Below are 22,750 nucleotides of genomic sequence, written 5' to 3'. Positions count from 1 at the left end.
CAGCTTCTAAACTTATCAACTACGGATCAGAGTGGTCAGGCATCAACTTGGCGGAATTTTTAAGTGCAAACTTTCCCGCTTCAGCGCAAGAAAGGGCTTAGCTTTAGATTTTAGCGCCTTAACTTGAGCAAATCTGCTTTTAAGCCTTCATACTCCCCGTATCTTTAAATCTTTGATGCCACGACAGCGCCTCGCTTAAGATGTGCGGAGTATGCCCCGCACAGGGCTGCGCACATGCCCGCTCGAAATAATCTCTCAGCGCGCCTTGGTAGGTGGGATGTGCGATGCTTATCATCGCGCGAGCCCGTTCGCGAGGGCATTTACCGCGCAGATCGGCGATACCGTATTCGGTGATGATGACTTGAGTGTCGTGCTCGGTATGATCGACATGGCTCACGAATGGCACGATAGCGCTGATCGCGCCGCCTTTAGCGAGCGACGGGCTAAGAAATAGCGACAAATATCCGTTGCGAGCGAAGTCGCCGCTACCGCCAATGCCGTTTTTCATCTGCGACCCCATGACGTTGGTGGAGTTTATATTGCCGTAGATATCTGCCTCGAGCATGCCATTCATCGACACGACGCCGAGCTTTCTGATGAGTGCTGGCGAGTTGGAGACGTCTTGTGAACGCAGTATGATGTGCTTGCGGTAGAAATTGATGTTTTTTTGAAATTCCTCGACACCTGCAGGGCTAAGCGATAGCGCTGTGGCACTTGCAGTGCCTACGACGCCTCTTTTGATGAGATCTAGCATGCCGTCTTGGATCACCTCGGAGTAGCACTGCAACCCTTGGTAGCCAGCGCCTTGTAGCGAGCTAAGCACGGCGTTGGCGACATTGCCGATGCCCGATTGTAGCGGCAGTAGCTTCTTTGCGGGAAGCCTGCCGCAAGCCTCCTCGTTTTTTAAGAATTTTACGACATTGCACCCGATCGCACTTGAAATTTCATCCACGGCGGTGAAATTATTGACGCGATCATGCGTCCTAGCCTCTATGACAGCGACTACTTTGGCAGGATCTACATGCATGTAAGGGCTGCCTACGCGATCGCCTACGTGCTTGATCGGCAGATCCTCGGCATGTGGCGGCAGGCGTAGATCCGTGACATCGTGAATGCCCTCCAGCTCAAGCGGCTGATAGTAATTCACTTCTAAAATCACGCGATCGGCGATATCGAGCCAGGCCTGGTTGTTGCCTAGCGATGTAGACGGCACGAGCTCGCCGCTTTCTTTAATCGCTACCACTTCGATCACAGCAAAGTTTAGATGTGGAAAAAAGCCCGCCTTAAGCTGCGTGGCAAGGCTTGATAGATGCACATCCGCGTATCGCACGGCGCCGCTATTTATCGCACGGCGCATATCGGCATCCGTAAAAAACGGCGCGCGAAAGCTCACGGCACCTGCTTTTGCCAAAACTCCGTCTAAAAGCGGATCGGTCGATGCGCCTGTAAAAATTTCGATTTGATAGGGCTCACCTTTTTCGTGCAGCGCTGTCGCTCGTTGCGCCAGAGCCTGCGGCAGCGCTAGCGTGCAGCCCGCCCCAACAAAGCCGCTAAAGCCCACCGATGCGCCATTTGGAATCAGCTCGCAGGCTTCCTCGGCGCTCATAATTTTTGATTTTAGATATTCGTTTTGCACGCGTGAGTTCATTTTCCGTCCTAGCCGTGATTTGGGCGAAATTATAATATTTTTGCGCTAAATTTCAAAATCTAAAATTTCGTGCGCGAGCTAGACTATAGAGCAAAATATGAGGCGCGATCAGTTGGTATACGCCACAAACGCTTCCGATTGGGCTTTTTTTACTTCGGCGGTTTGCAATACCCGCTTGCACAAGCGCTCGGTAAATAGGGTTTTAGCGTGATTGAAGCTTAGTTTATAGTCTTGCCACGATACCATTAAACGTTCATCGCGCACCCAATTTTGCGGAATTTAAGCGCAAAATTTACGCATAATTTGTGGGCCGCGATATTTAAATTTAAGCACCCCTTACAATTTAATCGCTCGCCACACTTAAATTTAAATTTTCGCTTCGCAATTTTAAAATAGATATTTTAAAATTTATCGCTCGTGGCGTTCAAATTCTGCGTCTTGCTAGCCTTGAGCCCATATTTGAAATTGCATCACTTGCGGTGCACGCATTTGCCCGCCGCACCTATATTTTAATCCGCATTAATTGAAATTCCCTCTGCCTGAAATTCTTGCCACTACACGCAAGACGGCAGTTTAAAATTTCAAATTTCGCGCTTTTTTGGGAGCGGCTCGACGTAGATACGCAAAATTTTGATATTTTACGCTTGCAAAATTCTAAAAATCATATCATCGTCACGACTAAATTGCGGATTTGTTTAAATTCTGGTTCTTAAAATTGTAGCTCCAGCCGTTACACGAGATTTTTAATTCAAAGAGCCTTGCCGCGTACATTCTAATCTCTCTGAGCCCAAAAATTGACGCCGCTTACGATGCAAATTTAAACGCGTTTTAGAATTTAAAATTTAGTCCGCCTTGTTACCATTTTCGGTCGAGCTCTATAAAATTTCGGCAAATTTTATACTCGCGGAATTTTAAAATTTTATCGCCGTAAAAGCCAGTAAAATTTTACTTCTGCGGCTTGCCGTCGCCGAATTTCGCGACTATCTCCTCGCTACAGCTCTCCTTAGGCGCCCAGCCCTCGCGCTTCATCCGCGCTAGATTGTCGCACGCCTCCTGCGAGCCGTCCTCGCAAAGCTCGTCGTATATCACGAGGCTGCGGCACTGCCCACTCGCGAAACTCTCCAGTGCTGCGGCGTTGCCCAGGCAGGCTCGCTCGCGCAGATCGCTCATCGCGTGCTCGCCTGCGCCGCTCATTTTATCTCCCTGCCTCCGCTCGGCGAGGGTTGCGAGCTCGCACGCGTCTGCGAAAAAGCCCTGCGCTTTGAGGCGGTTCCGCACGACGCCGCGACCGCCAAGCTCATATCTCATCGCCGCTTCGTAGCATGCGGCGGCGTCCTTTTTGCTGCATTTTGCTAAAAGCGCGCTAGTTTTTGCGCCGCTAAATTTAAACTCTTTGGCTTCGCTGCCCGCGCTTGCCAAACTAAGCGCCGCCGCCAGCGCAAGCTTTAAAGCTTTCATCTTTACTCCTTTTTCCGATCTAGCCGTAAAATTTTAGCTTTTCGCGGTAAAATTTTAGTCGCGTTTGCGAATTTAAACCGCTCCCGAAAACCTAGCAAAGCCGCTCTTGCTCGGCGCTTTTATCGCGTCACGCGCCGCATTTGCGAAATTCGCTTCAAAATTTAAAACCGAGTCTCGCTCATTCGAAGCTTTTAAGCCCGCTGGGCTACGATCGCGCTTTTAAATACAGATCACTCGCTAATTTCGGCGCGAGGCATTATTCTCCACCGAATTACCACCCTGTGCAGTATGCCCCGGCACGGCTAGTATCTAGTGAAATACGCTGGCGCTCGTTTGCTTGAACTCGTTGCTTGAACGTGATCCCGTGCGCCGCAAGCGACGCCTCGGCGCAAGACGTAAAATTTAAGCGCCCGCACGGCGAAATTATGAAGCGCCCGCGCGATCTAGCCCTAGAGCGAACTTGGCGCGAGCCCGAAGGGGCGTTTTGCCTCTTCCGTACTAATTTTTCGGCAGTAGATCGAGCACCGCGCAGGCGCGCTTGTTGTGCATTTTGCATGCCTTATCTAACGCTTGCCCCGAGAGCTCAAAGCTTTGAGGGGTGCCGATTCCTTGGAGATATTTGACCGACAGCTCGTAGCACGCTTCGCTGCTGCCGGTATCGCACTGCTCTCGAAAAAGCTCAAACGACGCCACGACGTCCTTCTCTACGCCCAAGCCGCGCCCTAGCGCATCTGCGTAGAAAAAGCATGATAGCTGATCTTTGCGCTCGCAGCCGCTTTTCAGACCGCGCACGACGCGCTCGCAGGAGCCTTCGTCGCTTTTTACGATGCAGCTTTGCAGATCCGCCCGCGAAATTCCGTCCGTTTGGATGACCGCATCGGCGCTGCTTTGCGAGTCGGCGCTTGCCTTGCCGCTCTTTATAAAGTGCGCGTTTTGCGTGGCAGTCTCGCCGATACTCGTTATTTTGTCTGTTTTATCCGCCGCAGAAATTTTATCCGCTGGCGCGCTCTCGTCGCAGTTTGCCGCAAGTGCGCAAAATAGCGCCAGAAATAGAAATTTTTTCATACCCGCCTCCGTTAAATTTAGTGCCATTTTAATTAAAAATGCTGAATTTAATAGAAATGCGTTCTACTCCGAATTCCAGCTCCGTGTCGCAATGTGTTTGGAGCGCAAAATTTAAAGCACGCCGCCAAAGCGATCGATCACAGGCTCTTTAGCGCCGCAAGTACGTTTTGCGCGTCCTGCTCGGGTTCAGCGATGCGGCTAAAGCGCTTTATCTCTTTGCCGCCTCTAAAAATCAGGGTTTGGCGGTGGTAAAATTTTTTCCCGTCGCCGGTGGTGAAGGTTTCTAGCCCAAGCGGCGTTTCAAGCTCGAATTTTTCGTCGTTTATGAACTCAAACGAGGCGCCTGTAGCGCACTTAAACTCGCTCGTGCCCACCTCGCCCATACTGCCTACGGCGATAAGCTCGAAGCCTAGGGCTCTTATCTGCGCAAGCGCGCTCTCGTATGCCTTGCACTGAAGCGTGCAGCCTGTAAGCCCCGCCGCACCGCGCAACTCTGCGGGCAAAAATTTGCCGCTGTCGCCCATTTTCGGGTAGGTAAAAACTACGCAATTTTTCGGTAAATTTATCATCTCTCGCCTTTTGATCGAAATAGGTCGCAAAAATAGCATAAAAAATCTAAAACCCGCTTAACGGATGAAATTTTGCAGCTTCTTGGTATCATTGACGAGCTGTGTTTAAGTAAGGATTTTTGGCGGCGCAAACGAGAGCGGTGAACCCATAAGTGGAATTTTACTACCAAATAAGCGGGAGTTAAAAAGATTGCACGACAAAGGTCTCGGTTCCGCGCGGCGCTATCGTTAGGTGATTAAATTTTATGCTAGCTTTGAGTAGAATTTTAACCGAATCGCCCTTATTCGGCTTTAAGCAATAGCGTTATAAAATAATCGAATAAAAAATCATAATAAGGAAAGCAAATGATAAATGATGACTTTAAAAGATGGGCTTTGAATTTCGGCAGTTGTGACGGCGGTGATATAGGCTCGCCGAAAAACCCTAGTATTTGGCTTTGCGGATTAGAGTGGGGAGGTGGTTTTAAAGAAGAAGAACTACAAAATATTTTTAAAAATAATGATTTAAAAATTCCTGCCATATACGAGGATTGTAAGGAAAATTTAAAATACCAGTTTAATATAAAAGCTATAAAACTTTTGGCGGCAATAAACGGTGAAGAAAATCATGTCAAATTTAATGAAACTTTTAAACCGTTTTCGCGAGGCGGCAAAGGATATTTTAAGATGAATTTATATCCTTTATCCTTTAAAGATACTAATCACAGCAGATGGACTGAAGCTATTAGCAAAGAAACGGGTTTTAAAGATAAAGACGAATATATTAAATGGATTAGATTAAACAGATTTCCGATATTTAACTCATGGGCAAAAGAATATAGACCAAAGATAATTATTTGTACGGGCATAAGTTATAAAGATGACTTTATTGTAGCGTTCGGCGATCAAAATACGCAGCTACAAGAAAGAAATTTCAAGGATTACAAGAAATTTTTCTATTTTAAAAATAGCTACGGAGCGCTGGTTGTGATAATTTACTTTTTAGGTGGTCGTCACGGGCTTAAAAGCGATGAAGAAATAAGACGAACGGGCAAAGAAATAGCTAAAATTTATGAAGCGTATTTATCGAAATTGGATTAATAAAATTCCCCATATAACTTGGATATTTAAATAGATTTTGTTAAATCTCATATTTTGGTTTCGTTTTGTTATCATAGAATTTTACTCGTTGTTTCCCGCGATCGTTTCGATTAGTTTGCGTTTGTTGCGGCGGTTGTAAAGCACCGACGAAAGGAGCGATAGTGCGATGAATAAGATCCCCACGGTGCCCGTTATGATTTCGCTTACTTCAAATTTCAGCTTGGCAAACATTATAAACGCCAAACACGCGATAGCATAGTGCGCGCCGTGCTCCAGATACGCGAAGTGCGACAGCGTGCCGCGGGCGATGAGATACAGCGTGATGGAACGCACGAACATCGCGCCGGCGCCGAGGCCTAGCATGATGATGAAGATATTGTCGCTTAGCGCAAACGCGCCGATCACGCCGTCGAAGCTAAAGCTCGCGTCTAGGGTTTCTAAATACAAAAAGCCCGCAAGGCCGTTTTTTACGCCGTCCGTGCCGAAAAGGCGGTCGAAGCAGGAGATGAGCAGATAGAGCAGGATCGCGCCGAAATACGCCGCGCCGAGCGCCCCTGAGCCCGTTTTAGCAAGCAGCACGAGCCCCGCGGCTAGAGCGATCAGCGTGGGCGCGTTTGGAATGCGCTTTAAAAACCGCACGAGCCCGTTATTTTCGATTATGCCCAGCCAGTGTAGCTCGCGCTGCGCATCGAAGAAAAAATCGCAAAAGACCATCAGCAAAAACGCGCCGCCGAAAACGTAAATTTGCGCTTCGTTCTCGCTTAAAATTTCATGGTAGCGATGCGGCTGCTTAAGCGCCAGCACGAGGGTTTCCCAAAGACCCAGATGCGCGCTTGTGGCGACGATTAGTACGGGGAATAAAAATCTCATGCCAAAAACCGCGATCGGAATGCCCCAGAGGATAAATCTGCTCTGCCACACCGGCGCCATATCTTTTAGCACTTTGGCATTGACTACGGCGTTGTCGAAGCTGAGGCTGATTTCAAGTGCGCACAAAAGCACGCAGATGTATGCAGCCCCCGCGCCGCCGATATAAAACGCGATAGCAAGCGCAATTAGGCTTACTACAAAAGAGGAGTAAAAATATTTCATCATCGTCCTAGCCGATTTTTTGCGCGATTTTAGCAAAATTTAGCCCTAAATTCTATATAATTGCAAAAATTCCAAAAAAGGCAAAAGATGCTTACCAATCCCGTATTTATCAGTATCTGTGTGATGTGCGCGCTGTGCTTGCTGAGGTGCAACGTAATGCTTGCGATCCTAATCGGCACGATCTGCGCCGTGCTCTCAAGCAAGATCCCGCTGGGAGATGCCATAAATTTATTCATAAACGGCAACCCCGAAAACGCCGGCAGCCTCGGCATGGGCGGAAATTTAGAAACCGCGCTCTCATATCTGTTGCTAGGCGTCATCGCAAGCGCGATCTCAAAGACCAACTTAACGGCGATCTTGGTGCGCGCGGTGGCAAATTTAATCAGCGACAAAAAATACGTCTTTATCTTTTCGATCGCCTTTTTTGCGTGCTTCTCACAAAATTTAATCCCCGTGCATATCGCCTTTATCCCGATTTTGATCCCGCCACTAGTCAAGATCATGAACTCGCTAAAGATCGACCGTCGCGCTGTAGCATGCGCGCTGACGTTCGGCTTGCAGACACCGTATATGGCGCTACCGCTGGGATTCGGACTTATCTTTATGGGGCTAATCGAAAAAAATATGAACGCAAACGGCATCGCGGTAAGCCTAAGCGATATATCGAGCGTAATGTGGCTAAGCGCCGTGCCGATGCTCGTGGGCCTCATCCTGGCCGTGATCTACTACCGCAAGCCGAGGGAGTATGCCGAAACCAAAGAGAGCCTGGATGCGCATTTTAGCGAGCTTAAGATGGGTATGCGAGAGTGGGGCGCTCTAGCGGGCATCGCGGTGTGCTTCGCGGTGCAAATTTGGATCAAATCCCTTCCGTTTGCCGCGCTTAGCGGAATTTTGGTAATGCTTGCGAGCAAAGGCATCGAGTGGAAGAAGCTCGATAGCGTATTCGACGAAGGCGTGCATATGATGGGCTACATCGCGTTTTTGATGCTGATCGCCGCAGGATACGGCACTATCTTAAAAGAAACCGGCGGCGTGAATGAGCTGGTGCACGTAGCGAGCACTTTAAGCGGCGGCAAGCTCGGCGGTGCGCTGCTGATGATCGGCATCGGACTGCTCGTGACGATGGGCATAGGCTCGAGCTTCGGCACAATCCCTATCATCGCTACGATTTATTGTCCGCTAGCCGCGCAGCTGGGCTTTAGCACGGCGGCGACGATCTTTATCATCGGTGTGGCTGCCGGTATCGGCGATGCGGGCTCGCCTGCGAGCGATAGCACGCTTGGGCCTACCGTGGGGCTGAATATCGACGGCGAGCATAGCCATATGTGGGATACCTGCGTGCCGACCTTTATTTTCTTTAATATCCCGCTAATCATATTCGGCATAATCTTTTCGATGATGTTATAGATTGCGAAATTTGCGCGGGTTTTCGCGGACGAAATTTTAGAATTTTAGAATTTTAGAATTTCGTCCGTGCAGCGCTGCTCGTAAATTTTGTAAATTTACAAATGCGGCCATTTTTAAATTTAGCTGCGCGGCTTTACTCTTAAATTTATCCGCGCGATTTTGCCAAATTTATTTGCGTCGCTCGCGCGATCTACTTAAATTTAACCGTTCGCGGCGTGTTGATAAAAATCATTGCTAAAATTTGAAATTTCGCATAAAATGGGCGAAATTTCATAGCAAGGAGCGGTGGTGGAGCAAATTTATCCTTACGTGCAGATTGTGCATCTCATCTGCGCCATTATCTTTTTGGGATACATATTTTTTGACGTCGTGATTTTTATGCGGCTTAAAAGCACGCTGGGCGCGGATTTTGAGCGCGTTAAAAAAGCGATCGGCTCGCACGCGATTAAGATCATGCCGGTTTGCCTTTTTACGCTGATAATCACCGGCGGAATGATGATGAGCCGCTGGGTCGGTAGCGCTAACGGCGGGTATTTCGGCACGCCGCTTCAAAAAATCTTTATGCTAAAAGTCACGCTCGCGCTCATCATCGCCGCGTGCGTAGCGATAAATTTAAGCTGCCGCGCAATGGGAAGGCCCGCGCCTGAGTTTTTACGAGCGAACATCCATAAAATCGCTTTTGTATTCGGCTTCATCATCGTGCTTTGTGCCAAGCTGATGTTTGTAGTATGATTTATAGCGCAAAAATTTAGCGATGGCAGCGTGACTTTTATCGCGAAATTCTGCAGTGTGGCACAGATTTAATTTTGCTTGCTTTTAGAATATGGCGCTTGCTAAAAATTTTTAAAATTTCATTTTACTGGGCGGGCGTAGGAATTTAAAAATTTTAAATTCCGCTATGTCTGCGCTAAAGCGCGAAATTTTGAAATTCCACTCCTTTCTTGTGCTGTTTTGTCAAATGCAATCTGCAAAATTTAATCTCATAAAATTTTAAAAATTTCATCGTAAGCTTTAAAACGCCCATAAAATTTTTAACCCAATCCTACGCTGAAAATTTTGTAAAATTCTGTGGCTTTAAAATTTTGCAAAATTTTAAAAATTTTAAATTTTACCGCTAGGACGCGGATGAGAATTCTAAAAAAACTCGCGCAAAATCGAAGCAGACAATTAAAAAGCGAATTTATTTGGCGACTTTACTTACTATTTAATAATCATTAAAGATATAAAAAGCTAAAATTGCTTTTCGCCTGCGGGCGGATTTAATGTCTGCTTGCCATTCGGGCGGGATTTTGAGGTTTTCCGTAGCCGTGGCAATGATTTTGAAATTATTTATGAGAAAGGAAAAAGGATGAAGAAATTTCTCTTAGGTCTGCTCGTCGCAGCTTTGGCCAGTAGCGCGCTTTGCGCAAGATCGCTCTCCGAGATCAAAAGTAGCGGAGTGCTTAGAATAGGCGTTTATGACGCGCAGCCGCCTTTTAGCAAGATAGAAGACGGCGTGCATCAGGGCTTTGAGGTCGATATGGCAAATGCCATCGCTAAAGATATGCTTCCATCAGGCGGAAAGGTGGAGTTTACCTCCGTGCTTGCAAATCAGCGTATAAAATTCCTACAAGAAGATAAGGTGGATGCGGTTATCGCAACTCTTACCGTAACTCCGGAGCGCGAGAAGCAGATCGATTTTACGACCCCGTATTTTAGCGTCAATATAGGAATTTTGACCCGCGTCGAAGATAAGATTAAATCCTTAAATGAATTACAAGATAAAACTATTTTAGTTCTTAGCGGCGGTACTGCAGAAACATACTTTGAAAAGCAAGGCTATAATATCGCTAGATGCGATAACGCAAACGCTTGCTACAAGGCGCTAAAAGCTGGACAGGGCGACGGGTATGCCGATGATAACCTAGTCGTGCTGGCTTATCCGGTATTAGATAAAAAGGTTGAAGTAAATATCAAAAATTTAGGCACTTCGGATTTTTTAGCCATCGGTGTGAAAAAGGGCAATTCGGAGCTTTTGGATTTTCTAAACGGCGAGCTAATCAAGCTAAGCAAAGAGGGCTTTTTCAAAAATTCGTTCGATAATTTCATCGAGCCTTACTACAAAGGAACTGCAGAGAAAAAGTATTTCTTGCTAGATGATCTTTATAGCTTGCTGTAATTTTTAAAAAGAGGGGGGCGCTATGAAAAAGATAATCCTAGCATTGATGCTGGCTGCGTGTTCGCTTTTTAGCAACACTTTGGCTCAAATCAAAGAAAAAGGGGTTATTCGCATCGGCATAGATGGCTCGTCTCCGCCGTTTAGCGTCGCTAAAGCCGGCGAATATAGCGGCTTTGAGATACTTTTAATCGAAGGGCTTGTTAAAGAAATTTTCGGCGATAAAGGCGGTAAGATAGAATATGTCGTAACTTTGGGCGATGATCGTATAAAAGCGGTGCAGGACAACAGAGTCGATTTAGATATCGCGCTTATCTCGGTTACGAAAGAGCGTGAGAAGCTGGTAGATTTCTCCGATCCATACTTTAGCGTAAATATCGGTGTGCTAACTCGTAGCGACGATAATATCAGAAAGGTCTCCGATCTAAACGGAAAGACTATACTGGCGCAGCCCGGCACCACCGTGTTTGATTACTTTACGAAACAGGGCTATAACGTAGCGCCGTGCGATAGTGCAAGCGAATGCTTTAACGCTCTAAAATCGGGCAAGGGCGATGGATACGCAGACGATAATCTGCTTGTGTTCGCTTACGCCGTAGTCGATCGCAAAGTCGAAGTAAATATCAAGAATTTAGGCTCGACGGACTTCCTGGCCATCGCAGTGCAAAAGGGCAATACCGAGCTGCTTAACGCGGTAAATGCGGGACTAATCGAGCTAAGTAAAAAGGGTTTTTTTACAAAAATTTTTGATGAGAGTATTGAGCCTTTTTATAAAGGCACCATTGATAAAAAGTATTTCTTGCTGGACGATCTTTACAGCTTGTTTTGATTTAAAGCGGCGATGGATGGAATTCTATTCGCTGGCAAAATTTTAGTAAAATTTAAAGGAATTTTATGAAGAAGATTATATTTGCGTTGTTAATCGCTTCGTGTTCGTTATTTGCTAACTCTTTAGCGCAGATCAAAGAAAAAGGGCTCATTCGCATTGGGATAGACGGCTCACTGCCGCCACTTAGCGTCTCTGAGGACGGAAGATATAGCGGTTTTGAAATTTCGCTTATCGAAGAGCTCGTGAAAGAAATTTTCGGCGATAAGGGCGGCAAAATCGAATATGTCGTAACTCTAGGCAATGATCGTATCACAGCCGTGCAAGATAACAAGGTCGATTTGGATATCGCGGCGATTACGGTTACGAAAGAGCGCGAGAAGCTAGTGGATTTTTCAAACCCTTACTTTAGCGTAAATATCGGCGTACTAACCCGTAGCGATGACAATATCAAGACAATAAGCGACCTACAGGATAAAGAAATTTTAGCAGAGCCCGGCACTACGGCTTTTGATTATTTTAATAAGGAAGGCTTTAAAGTTATCTCATGCGCTAGTTCGAGAGAATGCTTCCGTGCGCTAAAATCCGGTCACGGCAGCGGCTATGCAGACGATAATATGGTAGTTTTGGGTTATTCGGTCGTAGATCGCAAGGTAGAGGTAAATATCAAGAATTTAGGTACATCGGAATTTTTAGCTATCGCGGTGCAAAAAGGCAACAACGACTTGCTAAACGCCTTAAATGACGGGCTTGTCAAACTCAGCAAAAACGGCTTTTTCAAGAAAATTTTTAACGACAGCATCGATCCTTTTTACAAGGGCAAGGCTGAGAAAAAATATTTCTTGTTAGATGATCTTTATAAAATGTTTTAATTAAAAGGACGAAATATGAAAAAAATTCTACTAAGTATTTTGCTGGGTGCTGGCGCGCTTTGCGCTAATTCCCTAGCAGATATCAAGCAAGCAGGCGAAATTCGCATAGGCTTGCAAGATTCCCAGCCTCCGTTTAGCTTCGATGATAACGGCACGCTAAAGGGCTTTGAGGTTGACTTGGCAAATGAGCTAGTTAAAAATCTATTCGGCAATAAAAAGATCAAAATCGACTTTATCTCCGTAGCATCTAAAGATCGCGTCCCCTCACTGGAGCAAAACAAAGTAGATCTCATCATATCCAAGCTTACCGTCACAAAAGATCGCGTTCAGAAAGTCGATTTTTCTTACCCGTATTATTCAGTGCAAATTGGCGTGCTAAGCCGTAAGGATGATAATATTTCAAGAATCGATCAGATCGCGCATAAAAAAATTCTAAGCGTTAAAGGCACAACTGCCGAGGAGCACTTTAAAAACGCGGGCTATGAGATTGCGACATGTACCGACGCGAATGAGTGCGTCGCTAGGCTAAAGGCTGGCGAGGGCATAGGCTTTGCCGACGATAATACCATCGTACTCGGATACGCTAGAAACGATGCCGCGCTGGATGCAAAAATCATCAACCTCGGCAAGGTAGATTATATCGCCGTTGCCCTATCTAAGGGCAATACCGAGCTACTTGATGCGGTTAATAGCAGCCTAGTAAAAATGTATAAAGCGAAATTTTTCCATAAGGCTTTTGACGAGGATATCAAGCCATACTACGGCGGCAAGATCGATAAAAAGCACTTCACGCTAGACGAGGTTTATAGCCTGTTTTAAATTTAGACGTATTTAAAATTTTAGGCGCCCTTTGACGTCCAAACATACACGCAGCTGCGATATTTGATCGCAGCTCGCTTTTGCTGCCAAGATTTCGGCGGCATTTATAATTTAAATTCCGTATTTTTGCGGGCTTGGTTGCGATATAAAATTTTATGAGATTTTGATATGCGGTTGCGAAAGAATGTGGCTTCTAAAAGATAGTCGGTCGCGCAAAATTCTAATCCGAGTAGTAAAATTTTATATCCTTTTTCAGTTGCGTCGGCAGTATATTAAATTTAGCCCTAAAAATTTTAGAAAAATGCGATAAATTATTGTATCCGACCATTTTAGCGGCTTCGTTTACGCTGATTTGATCTAGACTTAATAGCTCTTTTGCAATTCCAAGCCGCTCATTTGTCAGCATCGCATAAACGCTCGTGCCAAAATATGCTTTAAAATCCCTTTTTAGTGCAAATTCATTCGTGGCACAAAGACGAGCGAGCTCCTTAATGCTAGGTGGGTTTTGCATATTTTCAAGTAATATTTTCTTTGCTTTTTGGACTGTTTTTATGTCATTTTCATCAAGACTAAGCGTATTTTCAAGCTCATTAAATTTATAAAAACTTTTATAAAGCATCTCTAAAATTTTACTTTCCATAAAAATTTCGCGCATTTTGCCGTCGTATATCGCGGCATTTTCGAGCTCCTTGAGGATGATATTTTGCACGGCGCTTGTTTTAAATTTCTTCATGCAAACTGCTTGATCTAAATTCAAATTTTTTAAAATTCCTAGTTCATTCGCAAAAGCGGTGCTAAGCGCTATGCAGGAGCTTTTATAGTGTTTATTTTCAAGCTCGTGAACGCCACGCAATTTGCTTTGCATAGTTCCGAGCCAAAACTCACCTTTATTCAAAACGAATTGATCTTTATCCGATCTGAAGCAGATAGGATTTTCGCCCGTATTGAAAAATAAAAATGAATAGCGGCTACCTCGCTCGTGGCGATGCAAAAGAAAATCTCTGCAAATTATATCGCTGCTATAATATCCTATCTCTCCGCCCGTATAAAAAGAGCTAAAGCCGAATTTTATGCTTTCGCTTTCAAGCTCGGTTTTGTTATACCTGCATTGCTTGGACGGCTCAATGCTGTTAGATATTTTTTGCAAAAAATCATCTAAACTTATCTCTTTACTCATCTTATCCCTTTAGCGTTTAAAATAATCCCTCTGCCGTTTAGTATTTCTTGATAATGCATATCTTATTATAGTAAAATGAGTTTAAATTTTAATAAGAAAAGGGGCGTTTGTGCGCGCAATATATAAATTATCGCTGATCGCTGCTATAGCGACAGCCGGAATATCGAGCGAGATAGAAAAACAGGACAAAAGCGTAAATTTGGGTGAAATTACTGTAGTCAGTGCTACGGGCCATCGGCAAAATATCCAAGACGCACCCGCTTCCATTTCCGTTCTTACGCAAAAAGAGATACAAAAGCGCAACTACCAAGATATCTCCGCAATGCTAAAAGATTTGCCGAGTGCCTTTACCGCAACACTAGGCGCTGCATCGAGAAAAGGCATAAGTCTAAGAGGCCTATCTCAAAAATATACGAAAATTTTAATCGACGGCAAGCCTGCGACTAGCGATAGCGCTTATAAAGGATTAAGAAGTATCGGCAGTAGCCAAAATTTCTTGCCTCCCGCAAATACGATAGAGCGCATAGAGGTCATCCGCGGGCCTATGAGCTCGCTTTACGGCAGCGACGCTATGGGCGGAGTAATAAATATCATCACTAAAGGCTTTTCAAATGAGCTTAGCGGCAATGTAAACGGATACTATACTTTCGCTAAAAAATCGCAAATAAAAGGTGATTATCAAACGGGCTTTTATCTAAACGGAGCTATCGTCCCGGACGTACTAGGTATCGCACTTTACGGCAGATTTTTTGAAAAGATAGAGGACAAAGAGCCTTATGCGAATAGAAATAATGAAGAGACGAATATGGGCGCAAAACTGATGTATAACGTAACGCAAAATGATGAGATAATGCTCGATTATCGTAAAGTAAATAATAAATTTAGGCGTACATACGGGCGTACGCGAACAACCTCGGGAGGCAATAACGATATTGCGAAAGAGGATATGAAAGGCTACACCGCAAGCCTATCTCATCAGGGAAAATACGATAAGTTTATGATAGATAGCTACGCAAATTACGATAGCATGAAAGAAAGCGGCGCCCAGGATCTGCGTCTTAGAACGACTACGCTAAATTCTAAAGGCTCATATTTTTTCGATTCAAATGCTTTGAGTTTGGGCGTGCAATACCGAAGCGAGAGATTAAACGAAGCCGCTACTACCGCAGATGAGGCAAATGTCAAAAGATGGGATTATTCGATCTACGGCGAGGATGATTTTTATCTAACTGATGATTTAACGCTAACCGGCGGAATCAGATATAACCGCGATAAAGACTACGGCGGCCATATATCGCCGCGCGCTTATGCCGTTTATCGTTTAAACGAAAGTTTTTCTATTAAAGGCGGCGTTTCGACGGGATATTCAACTCCGGATATTAAGCAGCGTAGCGAGGGCCTTGCCCTGCCATTTGCAGGAGGCCAGGGAACGCAGATAGGCAGAAGCTCTTTAAAGCCTGAAAGCAGCATAAGCTACGAAGGCGGGTTTTCTTACGACGATAACGATAAATTTAAATTTAGCGCTACCGCGTTTTATACCAAAATCAAAGATGGAATTTCTACCAAATTAATTTGCCGTCCAAGACCGGGAAATCCTTGCGTGCATAACGGCAAAACTTACAGACGCGGTATTTGGGATACTATAAATATCGGAGAAGCTGAGGTTAGGGGTCTAGAGCTAAGTAGCGATTATCAAATTTTAGATAATTTGAAGCTGCATGCAAACTACGCCTATACGAAATCCGAGCAAAAAACGGGTAGCGAGAAGGGTAAAACCTTAAATAATTTTCCAATCCATTCGGTAAAGCTAGGATTTGATTACGACGTAAGCTCTAAGCTAAACTTATGGTCGCAAATAAATTATTATAGTAGGACGCGCGATAGCCTAAGCTACGATGAGGATATCCGCGCATACACGCTTTTTGATCTGGGCGCGAGCTATAAAGTTACAAAAGACGCAAGTTTAAATTTTACGCTTTATAACATATTCAACGAATTCGTACTAACGCGCTCGGGAAATTATCAAATGATGGTCGTAGACGGGATGAAGGCGCAGGTTGGATTTAACGTGAATTTTTAAATTCGCGGCGCATAAAATTTCGTCTGCGGATTTAAAATTTAAGGAAATTAATGGCGATTCTAAAAAGGAAAAAATTTTGGTTCAATGTCCACCTTATTTTGACGCTTATATGCTGTGTGCCGATCTTAATCATAGCCCTTAGCGGTGCTATTATCTCGTATCACGACGAGATTATAGATGCGTTAAATCAAAGCAAATCTTTCGTGAGTCCGAGCGAAAAAGATGCCCTCGAACCCGCCGAAATTTTAAATATTTTCAGAAAAGCTAAGCCCGATTTTACGCTCAGTTATTATAGAATTCCTCAAAATAAAAATGAGGCGATTAGGCTTTCTGGCACAGATTCTAGCGGCGAGTTTAAATCATATTTTATAGATCCTTATAGCGGCGAAATTACTTCGGAAAACATAGGCGATACGTTTATCGGCGTAATACTAAACCTACATACCAATCTGGGATTTGGGCTAAGTAAAAACGAAACTCTGCGGCTAATAGGCAAAAATATTGTGGCGCTTAGCACGGTTATGTTTATTTTAGTCTTAATTTCAGGCGTGGTGATCTATTATCCTAGCTTTAGAGGAAAGATTTTACGCGCATTTAGGATAAATTTTAAAGCTAGAGGTTATGCTTTTTTATATAGCTTGCATGGCGCGGTCGGAGCTTTACTGCTGCCTATTTTGTTTACGATAAACGCTAGCGGGCTTTATTGGTCGTATGATTGGATAGCCAAAATCACCAACAGAGCGCTAGGCGAAAAGGAAATTTTTAGGAAAACGAGTTTTACCGAAGTGCGAGGATTTTCGCTTGAGGATGAAGATAAAATTTTAAATTTGCAGACGGCATTTGATATTTTTAAGCGTGAACGCGGTGAAAACTACGAATTCTTCAATATTATCGCCCAAAAAGATGGAGAAAATTTTATGATCTTTTATTTCGATAAAGGCGAAGAGGGCGAAGAGCATATGAATACGATGAGTATAAACGTTAAAAAGGGCATCTTGCGGCATGCTCGCTATGATGATGCGAAAAGCATCATGCCGCGCCCTTTTGCTATACATAAAGCCGTTTTGAGCGTGCATTCGGGCTATATCTTTGGCGAGGCGGGTAAGTTCTTATTTTGCGTAGCGGCGATTTCAGTGTTATTTTTTATAGTTACGGGATTTTGGATGAGCATAAAAAGAATTTATAAGAAAAGATAAATCTATGAATTCAAAGCGGAGAGGTAGCTTATCCGCGGCGTAAATTTAAAATTTTATCCGAAGCGGTATCGCTTCTTTTCAGTTAATAAAATTTTATATACAGCGCTTTGAAATACTATGTGCAGAGTCTTTGTGGGCCTTGTGCCGCATCTTGATTTTGTTAAATTTGCTCCGGCGTTTCAACCGCGCTTATTTGCCGCTCATAAAATCCCTAATATTCTGTGCGATCATCTTTATCAGCCGTTTGCGGGCCTCTATGCTCGCCCATGCGATGTGAGGCGTGATGATGACGTTGCGGCGATTTTTCACGCGCAGTAGCGGATGATCCGCCCTCATCGGCTCTGTTTGCAGCACGTCAAACGCTACGCGCAGGCCTCGTTCGTCCACGGCGCGAGCCAGCGCGTCCTCATCCACGATGCCGCCGCGGCCGAAATTCATCAAGATCGCCCCCTCTTTCATCTTCGCAAGCTCCGCCTCGCCGATCAATCCCGCAGTTTTTTCATTTAGCGGGGCGTGGATAGAAATGATATCACAGGCTCTCAAAAGCGCGTCTAGGCTCACTCTGGCAAACTCGCCGTTATCGTTCGCGCCGCTAGTGGAGTAGTATCTCACGTTCGCGCCGAATGCGGCGGCGATGCGGGCGACCTTTTCGCCGATCTGTCCAAGCCCGATGACGCCGAATTCTTTGCCGTAAATTTCGCTGATCGGCGCGTCAATGTGGGTAAAAATTTCGCTCTCGCACCATTTGCCGCTAGATCCGTAGTCTGCGTAGTATCCGAGCGCGTTGGTTAGCGCGAACAGCGACGCGAAGGTCTGCTGCACGACGCTGTTCGTCGAATAGCCCGCCACGTTTTCACCGCGATGCCGCGAGCCTGCGCTGCCTGCATGTCGATATTATTCGTGCCCGTGGCGCTTACGCAGATCAGCTTAAGCGCGGTTTGCGCCATGATCTCGTCCGTGATTAGGACTTTGTTGGTTATGACGATGTCCGCGCCGGCTAGGCGCTGCGCGGTTTGCGCGGGCTCGGTCATCTCGTAGCTTTCAAACTCGCCTAAGCTCGCGATCTCGCTAAGATCGGCATCGCTTCCCAGCGTCGCGGCATCCAAACATACGATCTTCATATTTCCCCCTTTGCGTTTTAAAATTTTAAGTCGTAACAGCGCGGCTAAATTTAGCCGCTAAATTCCGTCGCGCGGTCGGAGCACGGCGCTTAAACGGCAAAATTTTAGCTATTGCGTAAATTTGCTCTCGCGAAATTTAACTCAGCGGCGCGTGGGGCGTTAAATTTTAAAATTCTAACTCGCATCGAAATAAGCGGTAAATTTTACCGCCGCTGAAACCTGCGTCTAAATTTAAAATTTCAATTTGCGCCGAAGCGAGAGATAAATTTTACCTCTGCCGTTCGCGTTTAAATTTTAAAATTTTAATGTGCGCAAATCTTGCTCCGCGCGGAATTTTAGTTCACGCCAATTTGATCTGCACGGAATTTTAGCTCGCGCCGATTTAACCTGCTCGAAATTTTATCCGCGCAGAATTCCGGTCGCGCCGCTACGTTAAATTTTGCGGTAGCTTCCTAGCGTTAAATTTTGCTGCTGAGCGGCGATAAATTTGCCGCCGCGAGGACCTTGCTGCTAAAGCTATCGCCAAAATGCTCCGCCCTAAAATTTCTCAAATTTTATAAAATTTCCGCGCCGCTACTTTGCGTCCTCGATGTAGTGCCCTACAAATTTTGAGAGATTATCAAGTATCTCGCCGCCCTTGCGGAAGCTCAGTGCGCAACCTTCATAGGCGAAAAATACTCCCGCTTGGTAACTCTGGGCGCGCTCGTCTTTGTTTAGCTCGTAAAATTCCTGATATAAAAATTTCTGATTTCCGTATTCGCCGCCGTTTTCCTCTATCTTTCTGCCGTCGGCGTCGAAAATCGCCACATTCGCCCCCTCACGCGCCAAAAACGGCTTTTTGATCATCTTTTTGCCGATTATCGGCGAAAAGGAGCTTTGCAGCAGCAACGGGTGGTTCGGATACAGATCCCACAGGATTTTCATAATCCCCTTGCTTTGGAAAAGCAGCGTGTATGCGGGGTTTAGGATGATCGCCTTTTGATTTTGCACGATGTTTTTTAAGATGAGCGCGAGCTCGCCCTCCTCGATCGCGATCGCCTCCCAAGGGATGAGCTTGAACCAATACTCGTAGTTTTCGCCCTCAAAAAACACCCCCTCTTCGTCGTTAAATTCCACCTCGTCTACGTAGGCAAAGCGCGTCTTAAAGCCCGCATCCTCCGCGGTCTGCTGCAAAAGTTTCGTCGTCTTTTCATCCTCGACGTTGCCCGCGACGCTACTAAATAGAATTTTCCACCCTTCGTAAAATTTAGAAAAATCCTCAAGCTCGCCGTCAAGCACCACGAGCCGCTTGAAATTATCGCGCAGCGAGTCGTAGAGATCGTTGAACTGGCTCGCCTCGTCCATGCTGTTTTCTTTCAGCATCGCCCACTGGATGATCGCCGTCTCAAACACCGCCGTGGGCGTATCGGCGTTAAATTCTATCAGCTTGATCGGCTTGCCGTCCAGCCCGCCTGCGAAATCAAAGCGCCCGTATAGGTGCCAGTGCACCTCGTTTTCCCAGCTTTGTTTGATTAGATCAACGAGGTTAAAGGGGATGCCGAGCTCGTGGAAGAGGTTATTGTCGATGACGTGCTGTGCGGCTGCGACAAACATCTCATATAGCTCGTTTGCGGCCTCATAATACGCATCGGCCTCCGCGGCGCTCACGCGCACGATCTCGTCGCTGACGTAAGGGGTCTCGTCGGCGTCCGTGTGCCAGTAAAAGCCGAGCTTTTCGAGATATTCGTTGCTTAACGGCGTTATCTTTTTTAGTTGCATTTTTATCCTTTTTTAAAATTTAAACGGCACGCTTACAGTGCGGATCAGACGCGACAGAAGCGATGAAATTTAGCTGAATTTTACAGCGCGTTTTTGAAAAATCGATGTCAAATCAATGCTAAATTTCACGCAAATTTTAAACTCTACGCTCTAAATTTAAACTCGCCGCGCAGAGCCGCCGTATGTTTCAAAGCGTGTTTAGCCGCCGAAAAAACCGCCGCTTTTGCCGCTCTTGCTTCCGCCGAAAAATCCGCTTCTGCCGCTTCGCGCCTTGTCGTTTTGCTGCTTTGCTTGATTGAAGCTATCGACGCTTCTGGAGTAGGCGCTCGGGCTTTTGTAGGCGGTTTGGCGCTGGCTTTGGTAGGCTGGGTTGTTAAACAGCTTGCCGCCGATCCACGAGCCGATGATGGCGCCTGCAGCGCTTGCCAAGATCGCTTCGCCCAGGCTCATGCCGCCGCTGCTAAGCTGCGCGTTTTGATTGGTTAAATTTGAAGTGCCGGCGTCGATTTTGGCGTTTTCCTCAGCTAAAAGGGCTTTGGTTTCTTCGTCGCTTAAAATTCTCTCCGTGCCGTCGAGCGATCTTAAGATGATCTGGGTTTTTTCGCTTGGAAATTCCTCTAAAATTTTATATTTTCCCGGCGCGACCTCTTCAAGCCGCACGAGCGCGCCTTCTTGCAGACGGACGTTTTGCTCCTGCCCCCTATCGTCGCAGCCTGCTAACGAGCCCGCCATAACGAGCCCGAAGCCGCTTACCAACGCATAGCTAGCGATTTTGCGTAGTTTCATTTAGATCCTTTCAGTGATTTTATATCTAGGCTTTGATTTATCAAAAGCTCGTTTCCCTCGACGCGGATAAACTCGCTCTTGCCTATATTTTCGATGATTAGGCTTTGCGCTTTGAGGCGCTTTTTGCGTTTGAGCGATTTTACGAATTTTGCAAGGCTCGTCCATTCGCTACGATCGAAGGTTTTTTCTTTGACTTCGACATCGTAGGGTTTGGTCTCGCGGTTTTTGCTCGAAAGCAGCGGTTTGTCGAAAAACGACAAAAAATACCTGAGCTTCTCGTCGCGCTCTTTATACATCAGCTTGATTTCATCTTTCGAGGCGATTAAAATTTCCTCTTTTTCTTTGTGAAGCCTGTCCTTATCGCTTTGCAGTGCTTCGATTTTACCTTTTAACTCGGAGATTTCTTTGATGAGATAGTCGATGAAGCTTTGAGTGCCCGCCCCGCCGCTGGTGCGCGAGCTTTTTGCAGAGCCTTGCGAAGCGGGCTCGCTTTGCATTTCATCATCTAAAAGCACGTAGCGCACGCCTCCGCTTTCCTCGGCGCGCAAGGAATTTCTGCGGATGCGGTTATAGACGGCTTCTTTTGAAATTCCTAAAATTTCGGCTGCTTCGCCGATCGAGACTTTTTTCATACAAAGATGCCTTTTAGCGTTTTAGGTAATTATTGCTAAATTTGCCTAAAATAGGCATTAAACGCTTCGTTTACAAAGATAGATTCCGCCTTACCGCAGCCGGCGCGCGATAAAATTCCGCTCGCTTGCGCCCGTTAGATATAAAATTTCGCTTCGCTTGCAAAAGCCGCGTAAAATTATTTTTTGCTGAGGTTTTAAAATTTTAGCCCAATAATGTTGCTTAATTAAGTATATTTTTTATACACTTACAAAAAATTTTAGTATTTCAAAGGAGGCGAAATGCCCGAATCGCCTAAATATAAAAAATCCGAAATTCGCTGTAAGCTCATTTTAGACGCGGCGCTGGAGCTGTTTTTAGCCAAAGGTTACGAGGCTACGAGCTTAAGTGATATCATCGAGCTTAGCGGCGGCTCGCTATCGTCGGTTTATAAATATTTTGATAACAAAGAAAGCCTATTTTTGCGCATCATCGAATTGCAAAGCAAAAAGCTCGATGAGCGCATGAACGAGCGCATGCGAATTAATAAAGACCTAAAATTGCGTGAGTATCTGCAGGAGTTTGCAGGGATTTATCTGGAGTTTCTTTTCGCTCCGGAGGCGATAAAATTCTACCGACTGATACTTTTCAGCGGCTTTAACGGAGCGCTTAGCGAGAGCCCAAAAATCTTTTTAAAAAGCGGCGTGCTAGGTTCACCGAATGCGCTGGATGAGTATTTGGCAGCGCATGCGGACGAGTTTGCGCCCGGACGCACGGCAAAAAGCCTAGCGCTATATTTTTGCTTTTTACTTAGAGAGCCGCATTTTAGCAGGCTGCTATTTTTCGACGAAAAGCTAAATTTCAAAGCGAGCGAGCTAATCAAGGACCGCATCGATATGTTTTTGCTAGGCGTAAAAAAGCGCTAGTGGCGGAATTTTATGGCACAAATTCCGCGCTTTTCGCGCCTTTAAATTTTATGAGCGGTTTGGGGCTTAGAATTTGATTCTATCTGTTACCAAGCGCTATAAAGTG

At 45.6% G+C, this 22,750-nt stretch carries 19 protein-coding genes and 1 pseudogene; 10 read left to right on the top strand and 10 right to left on the bottom strand.

What is annotated here, in order from left to right; genetic code table 11:
* Positions 1 to 139: 139 nt before the first annotated feature.
* From Q0372_RS04645 to Q0372_RS04630, 4 genes are all read right to left on the bottom strand, one after another.
* Complete coding sequence (locus Q0372_RS04645; protein WP_298103156.1) at positions 140 to 1,648, bottom strand: succinate CoA transferase; 1,509 nt, start codon at positions 1,646 to 1,648, stop codon at positions 140 to 142.
* Between the two features lie 945 nt (positions 1,649 to 2,593).
* Positions 2,594 to 3,106: a hypothetical protein gene (locus tag Q0372_RS04640; protein WP_298103153.1), complete on the bottom strand. Its 513-nt coding sequence runs from the start codon at positions 3,104 to 3,106 to the stop codon at positions 2,594 to 2,596.
* Positions 3,107 to 3,604: 498 nt separating this feature from the next.
* A complete protein-coding gene (locus Q0372_RS04635) occupies positions 3,605 to 4,171 on the bottom strand; it encodes a sel1 repeat family protein (RefSeq protein ID WP_298103151.1) in 567 nt (188 codons plus the stop codon).
* Positions 4,172 to 4,308: 137 nt separating this feature from the next.
* A complete protein-coding gene (locus Q0372_RS04630; protein WP_298103149.1) occupies positions 4,309 to 4,740 on the bottom strand; it encodes a redoxin in 432 nt (143 codons plus the stop codon).
* Positions 4,741 to 5,085: 345 nt separating this feature from the next.
* On the opposite strand from Q0372_RS04630, the gene Q0372_RS04625 reads away from it, so the two are divergent.
* Positions 5,086 to 5,820 carry a hypothetical protein gene (locus Q0372_RS04625; RefSeq protein ID WP_298063740.1) on the top strand — a complete coding sequence of 245 codons (735 nt, stop codon included), beginning with the start codon at positions 5,086 to 5,088 and terminating at the stop codon, positions 5,818 to 5,820.
* Positions 5,821 to 5,901: 81 nt separating this feature from the next.
* Here the strand turns inward: Q0372_RS04625 and Q0372_RS04620 are convergent, their stop codons facing one another.
* A complete protein-coding gene (locus tag Q0372_RS04620; RefSeq protein ID WP_298103147.1) occupies positions 5,902 to 6,912 on the bottom strand; it encodes a DUF475 domain-containing protein in 1,011 nt (336 codons plus the stop codon).
* A gap of 87 nt (positions 6,913 to 6,999) precedes the next feature.
* Between Q0372_RS04620 and Q0372_RS04615 the strand changes: the two genes are divergently transcribed.
* The 6 genes from Q0372_RS04615 to Q0372_RS04590 all read left to right on the top strand — a co-directional run bounded on the left by Q0372_RS04615 (position 7,000) and on the right by Q0372_RS04590 (position 12,991).
* Entirely contained in the window at positions 7,000 to 8,319 is a 1,320-nt protein-coding gene (locus tag Q0372_RS04615) for a Na+/H+ antiporter NhaC family protein (protein WP_298103145.1), read from the top strand.
* Positions 8,320 to 8,607: 288 nt separating this feature from the next.
* Complete coding sequence (locus Q0372_RS04610; protein ID WP_298103143.1) at positions 8,608 to 9,051, top strand: copper resistance protein CopD; 444 nt, start codon at positions 8,608 to 8,610, stop codon at positions 9,049 to 9,051.
* Positions 9,052 to 9,667: 616 nt separating this feature from the next.
* Positions 9,668 to 10,477: a transporter substrate-binding domain-containing protein gene (locus tag Q0372_RS04605; protein WP_298103141.1), complete on the top strand. Its 810-nt coding sequence runs from the start codon at positions 9,668 to 9,670 to the stop codon at positions 10,475 to 10,477.
* A 22-nt stretch (positions 10,478 to 10,499) separates the two neighbouring features.
* Positions 10,500 to 11,303 (top strand): transporter substrate-binding domain-containing protein, encoded by an 804-nt coding sequence (locus Q0372_RS04600; protein WP_298103139.1) that lies wholly within the window; start codon positions 10,500 to 10,502, stop codon positions 11,301 to 11,303.
* Between the two features lie 65 nt (positions 11,304 to 11,368).
* Entirely contained in the window at positions 11,369 to 12,172 is an 804-nt protein-coding gene (locus Q0372_RS04595) for a transporter substrate-binding domain-containing protein (RefSeq protein ID WP_298103135.1), read from the top strand.
* 15 nt (positions 12,173 to 12,187) lie between these two features.
* Complete coding sequence (locus tag Q0372_RS04590; protein WP_298103134.1) at positions 12,188 to 12,991, top strand: transporter substrate-binding domain-containing protein; 804 nt, start codon at positions 12,188 to 12,190, stop codon at positions 12,989 to 12,991.
* A gap of 220 nt (positions 12,992 to 13,211) precedes the next feature.
* Here Q0372_RS04590 and Q0372_RS04585 read toward each other — a convergent pair whose 3' ends face one another.
* Positions 13,212 to 14,168, bottom strand: a complete 957-nt coding sequence (locus Q0372_RS04585; RefSeq protein ID WP_298103132.1) for an AraC family transcriptional regulator — start codon at positions 14,166 to 14,168, stop codon at positions 13,212 to 13,214.
* Positions 14,169 to 14,277: 109 nt separating this feature from the next.
* Here Q0372_RS04585 and Q0372_RS04580 point away from each other — a divergent pair, with 109 nt between their 5' ends.
* Complete coding sequence (locus Q0372_RS04580; protein WP_366810457.1) at positions 14,278 to 16,248, top strand: TonB-dependent receptor; 1,971 nt, start codon at positions 14,278 to 14,280, stop codon at positions 16,246 to 16,248.
* Between the two features lie 50 nt (positions 16,249 to 16,298).
* Positions 16,299 to 17,444, top strand: a complete 1,146-nt coding sequence (locus Q0372_RS04575) for a PepSY-associated TM helix domain-containing protein (protein ID WP_298103126.1) — start codon at positions 16,299 to 16,301, stop codon at positions 17,442 to 17,444.
* 189 nt (positions 17,445 to 17,633) lie between these two features.
* On the opposite strand, the pseudogene Q0372_RS04570 reads toward Q0372_RS04575, so the two are convergent.
* The 4 genes and pseudogenes from Q0372_RS04570 to Q0372_RS04555 all read right to left on the bottom strand — a co-directional run bounded on the left by Q0372_RS04570 (position 17,634) and on the right by Q0372_RS04555 (position 21,741).
* Positions 17,634 to 18,565: pseudogene (locus Q0372_RS04570) on the bottom strand (D-2-hydroxyacid dehydrogenase).
* Positions 18,566 to 19,138: 573 nt separating this feature from the next.
* Positions 19,139 to 20,323, bottom strand: coding sequence for a glutathionylspermidine synthase family protein (locus tag Q0372_RS04565; RefSeq protein WP_298103121.1), 1,185 nt, complete (start codon positions 20,321 to 20,323; stop codon positions 19,139 to 19,141).
* 198 nt (positions 20,324 to 20,521) lie between these two features.
* Positions 20,522 to 21,109: a UPF0323 family lipoprotein gene (locus Q0372_RS04560; RefSeq protein WP_295150449.1), complete on the bottom strand. Its 588-nt coding sequence runs from the start codon at positions 21,107 to 21,109 to the stop codon at positions 20,522 to 20,524.
* A complete protein-coding gene (locus Q0372_RS04555; protein ID WP_298103118.1) occupies positions 21,106 to 21,741 on the bottom strand; it encodes a helix-turn-helix domain-containing protein in 636 nt (211 codons plus the stop codon). Before Q0372_RS04555 ends, Q0372_RS04560 begins: the two co-directional genes overlap by 4 nt.
* A 279-nt stretch (positions 21,742 to 22,020) precedes the next feature.
* Here Q0372_RS04555 and Q0372_RS04550 point away from each other — a divergent pair, with 279 nt between their 5' ends.
* Entirely contained in the window at positions 22,021 to 22,644 is a 624-nt protein-coding gene (locus tag Q0372_RS04550; protein ID WP_297897019.1) for a TetR/AcrR family transcriptional regulator, read from the top strand.
* Positions 22,645 to 22,750 lie beyond the last annotated feature (106 nt).

Source organism: uncultured Campylobacter sp., assembly GCF_937997405.1.
Classification (GTDB): domain Bacteria; phylum Campylobacterota; class Campylobacteria; order Campylobacterales; family Campylobacteraceae; genus Campylobacter_B.
Note: the sequence above shows the minus strand (reverse complement) of the source record. Positions and strands in the feature narration are given on the sequence as shown.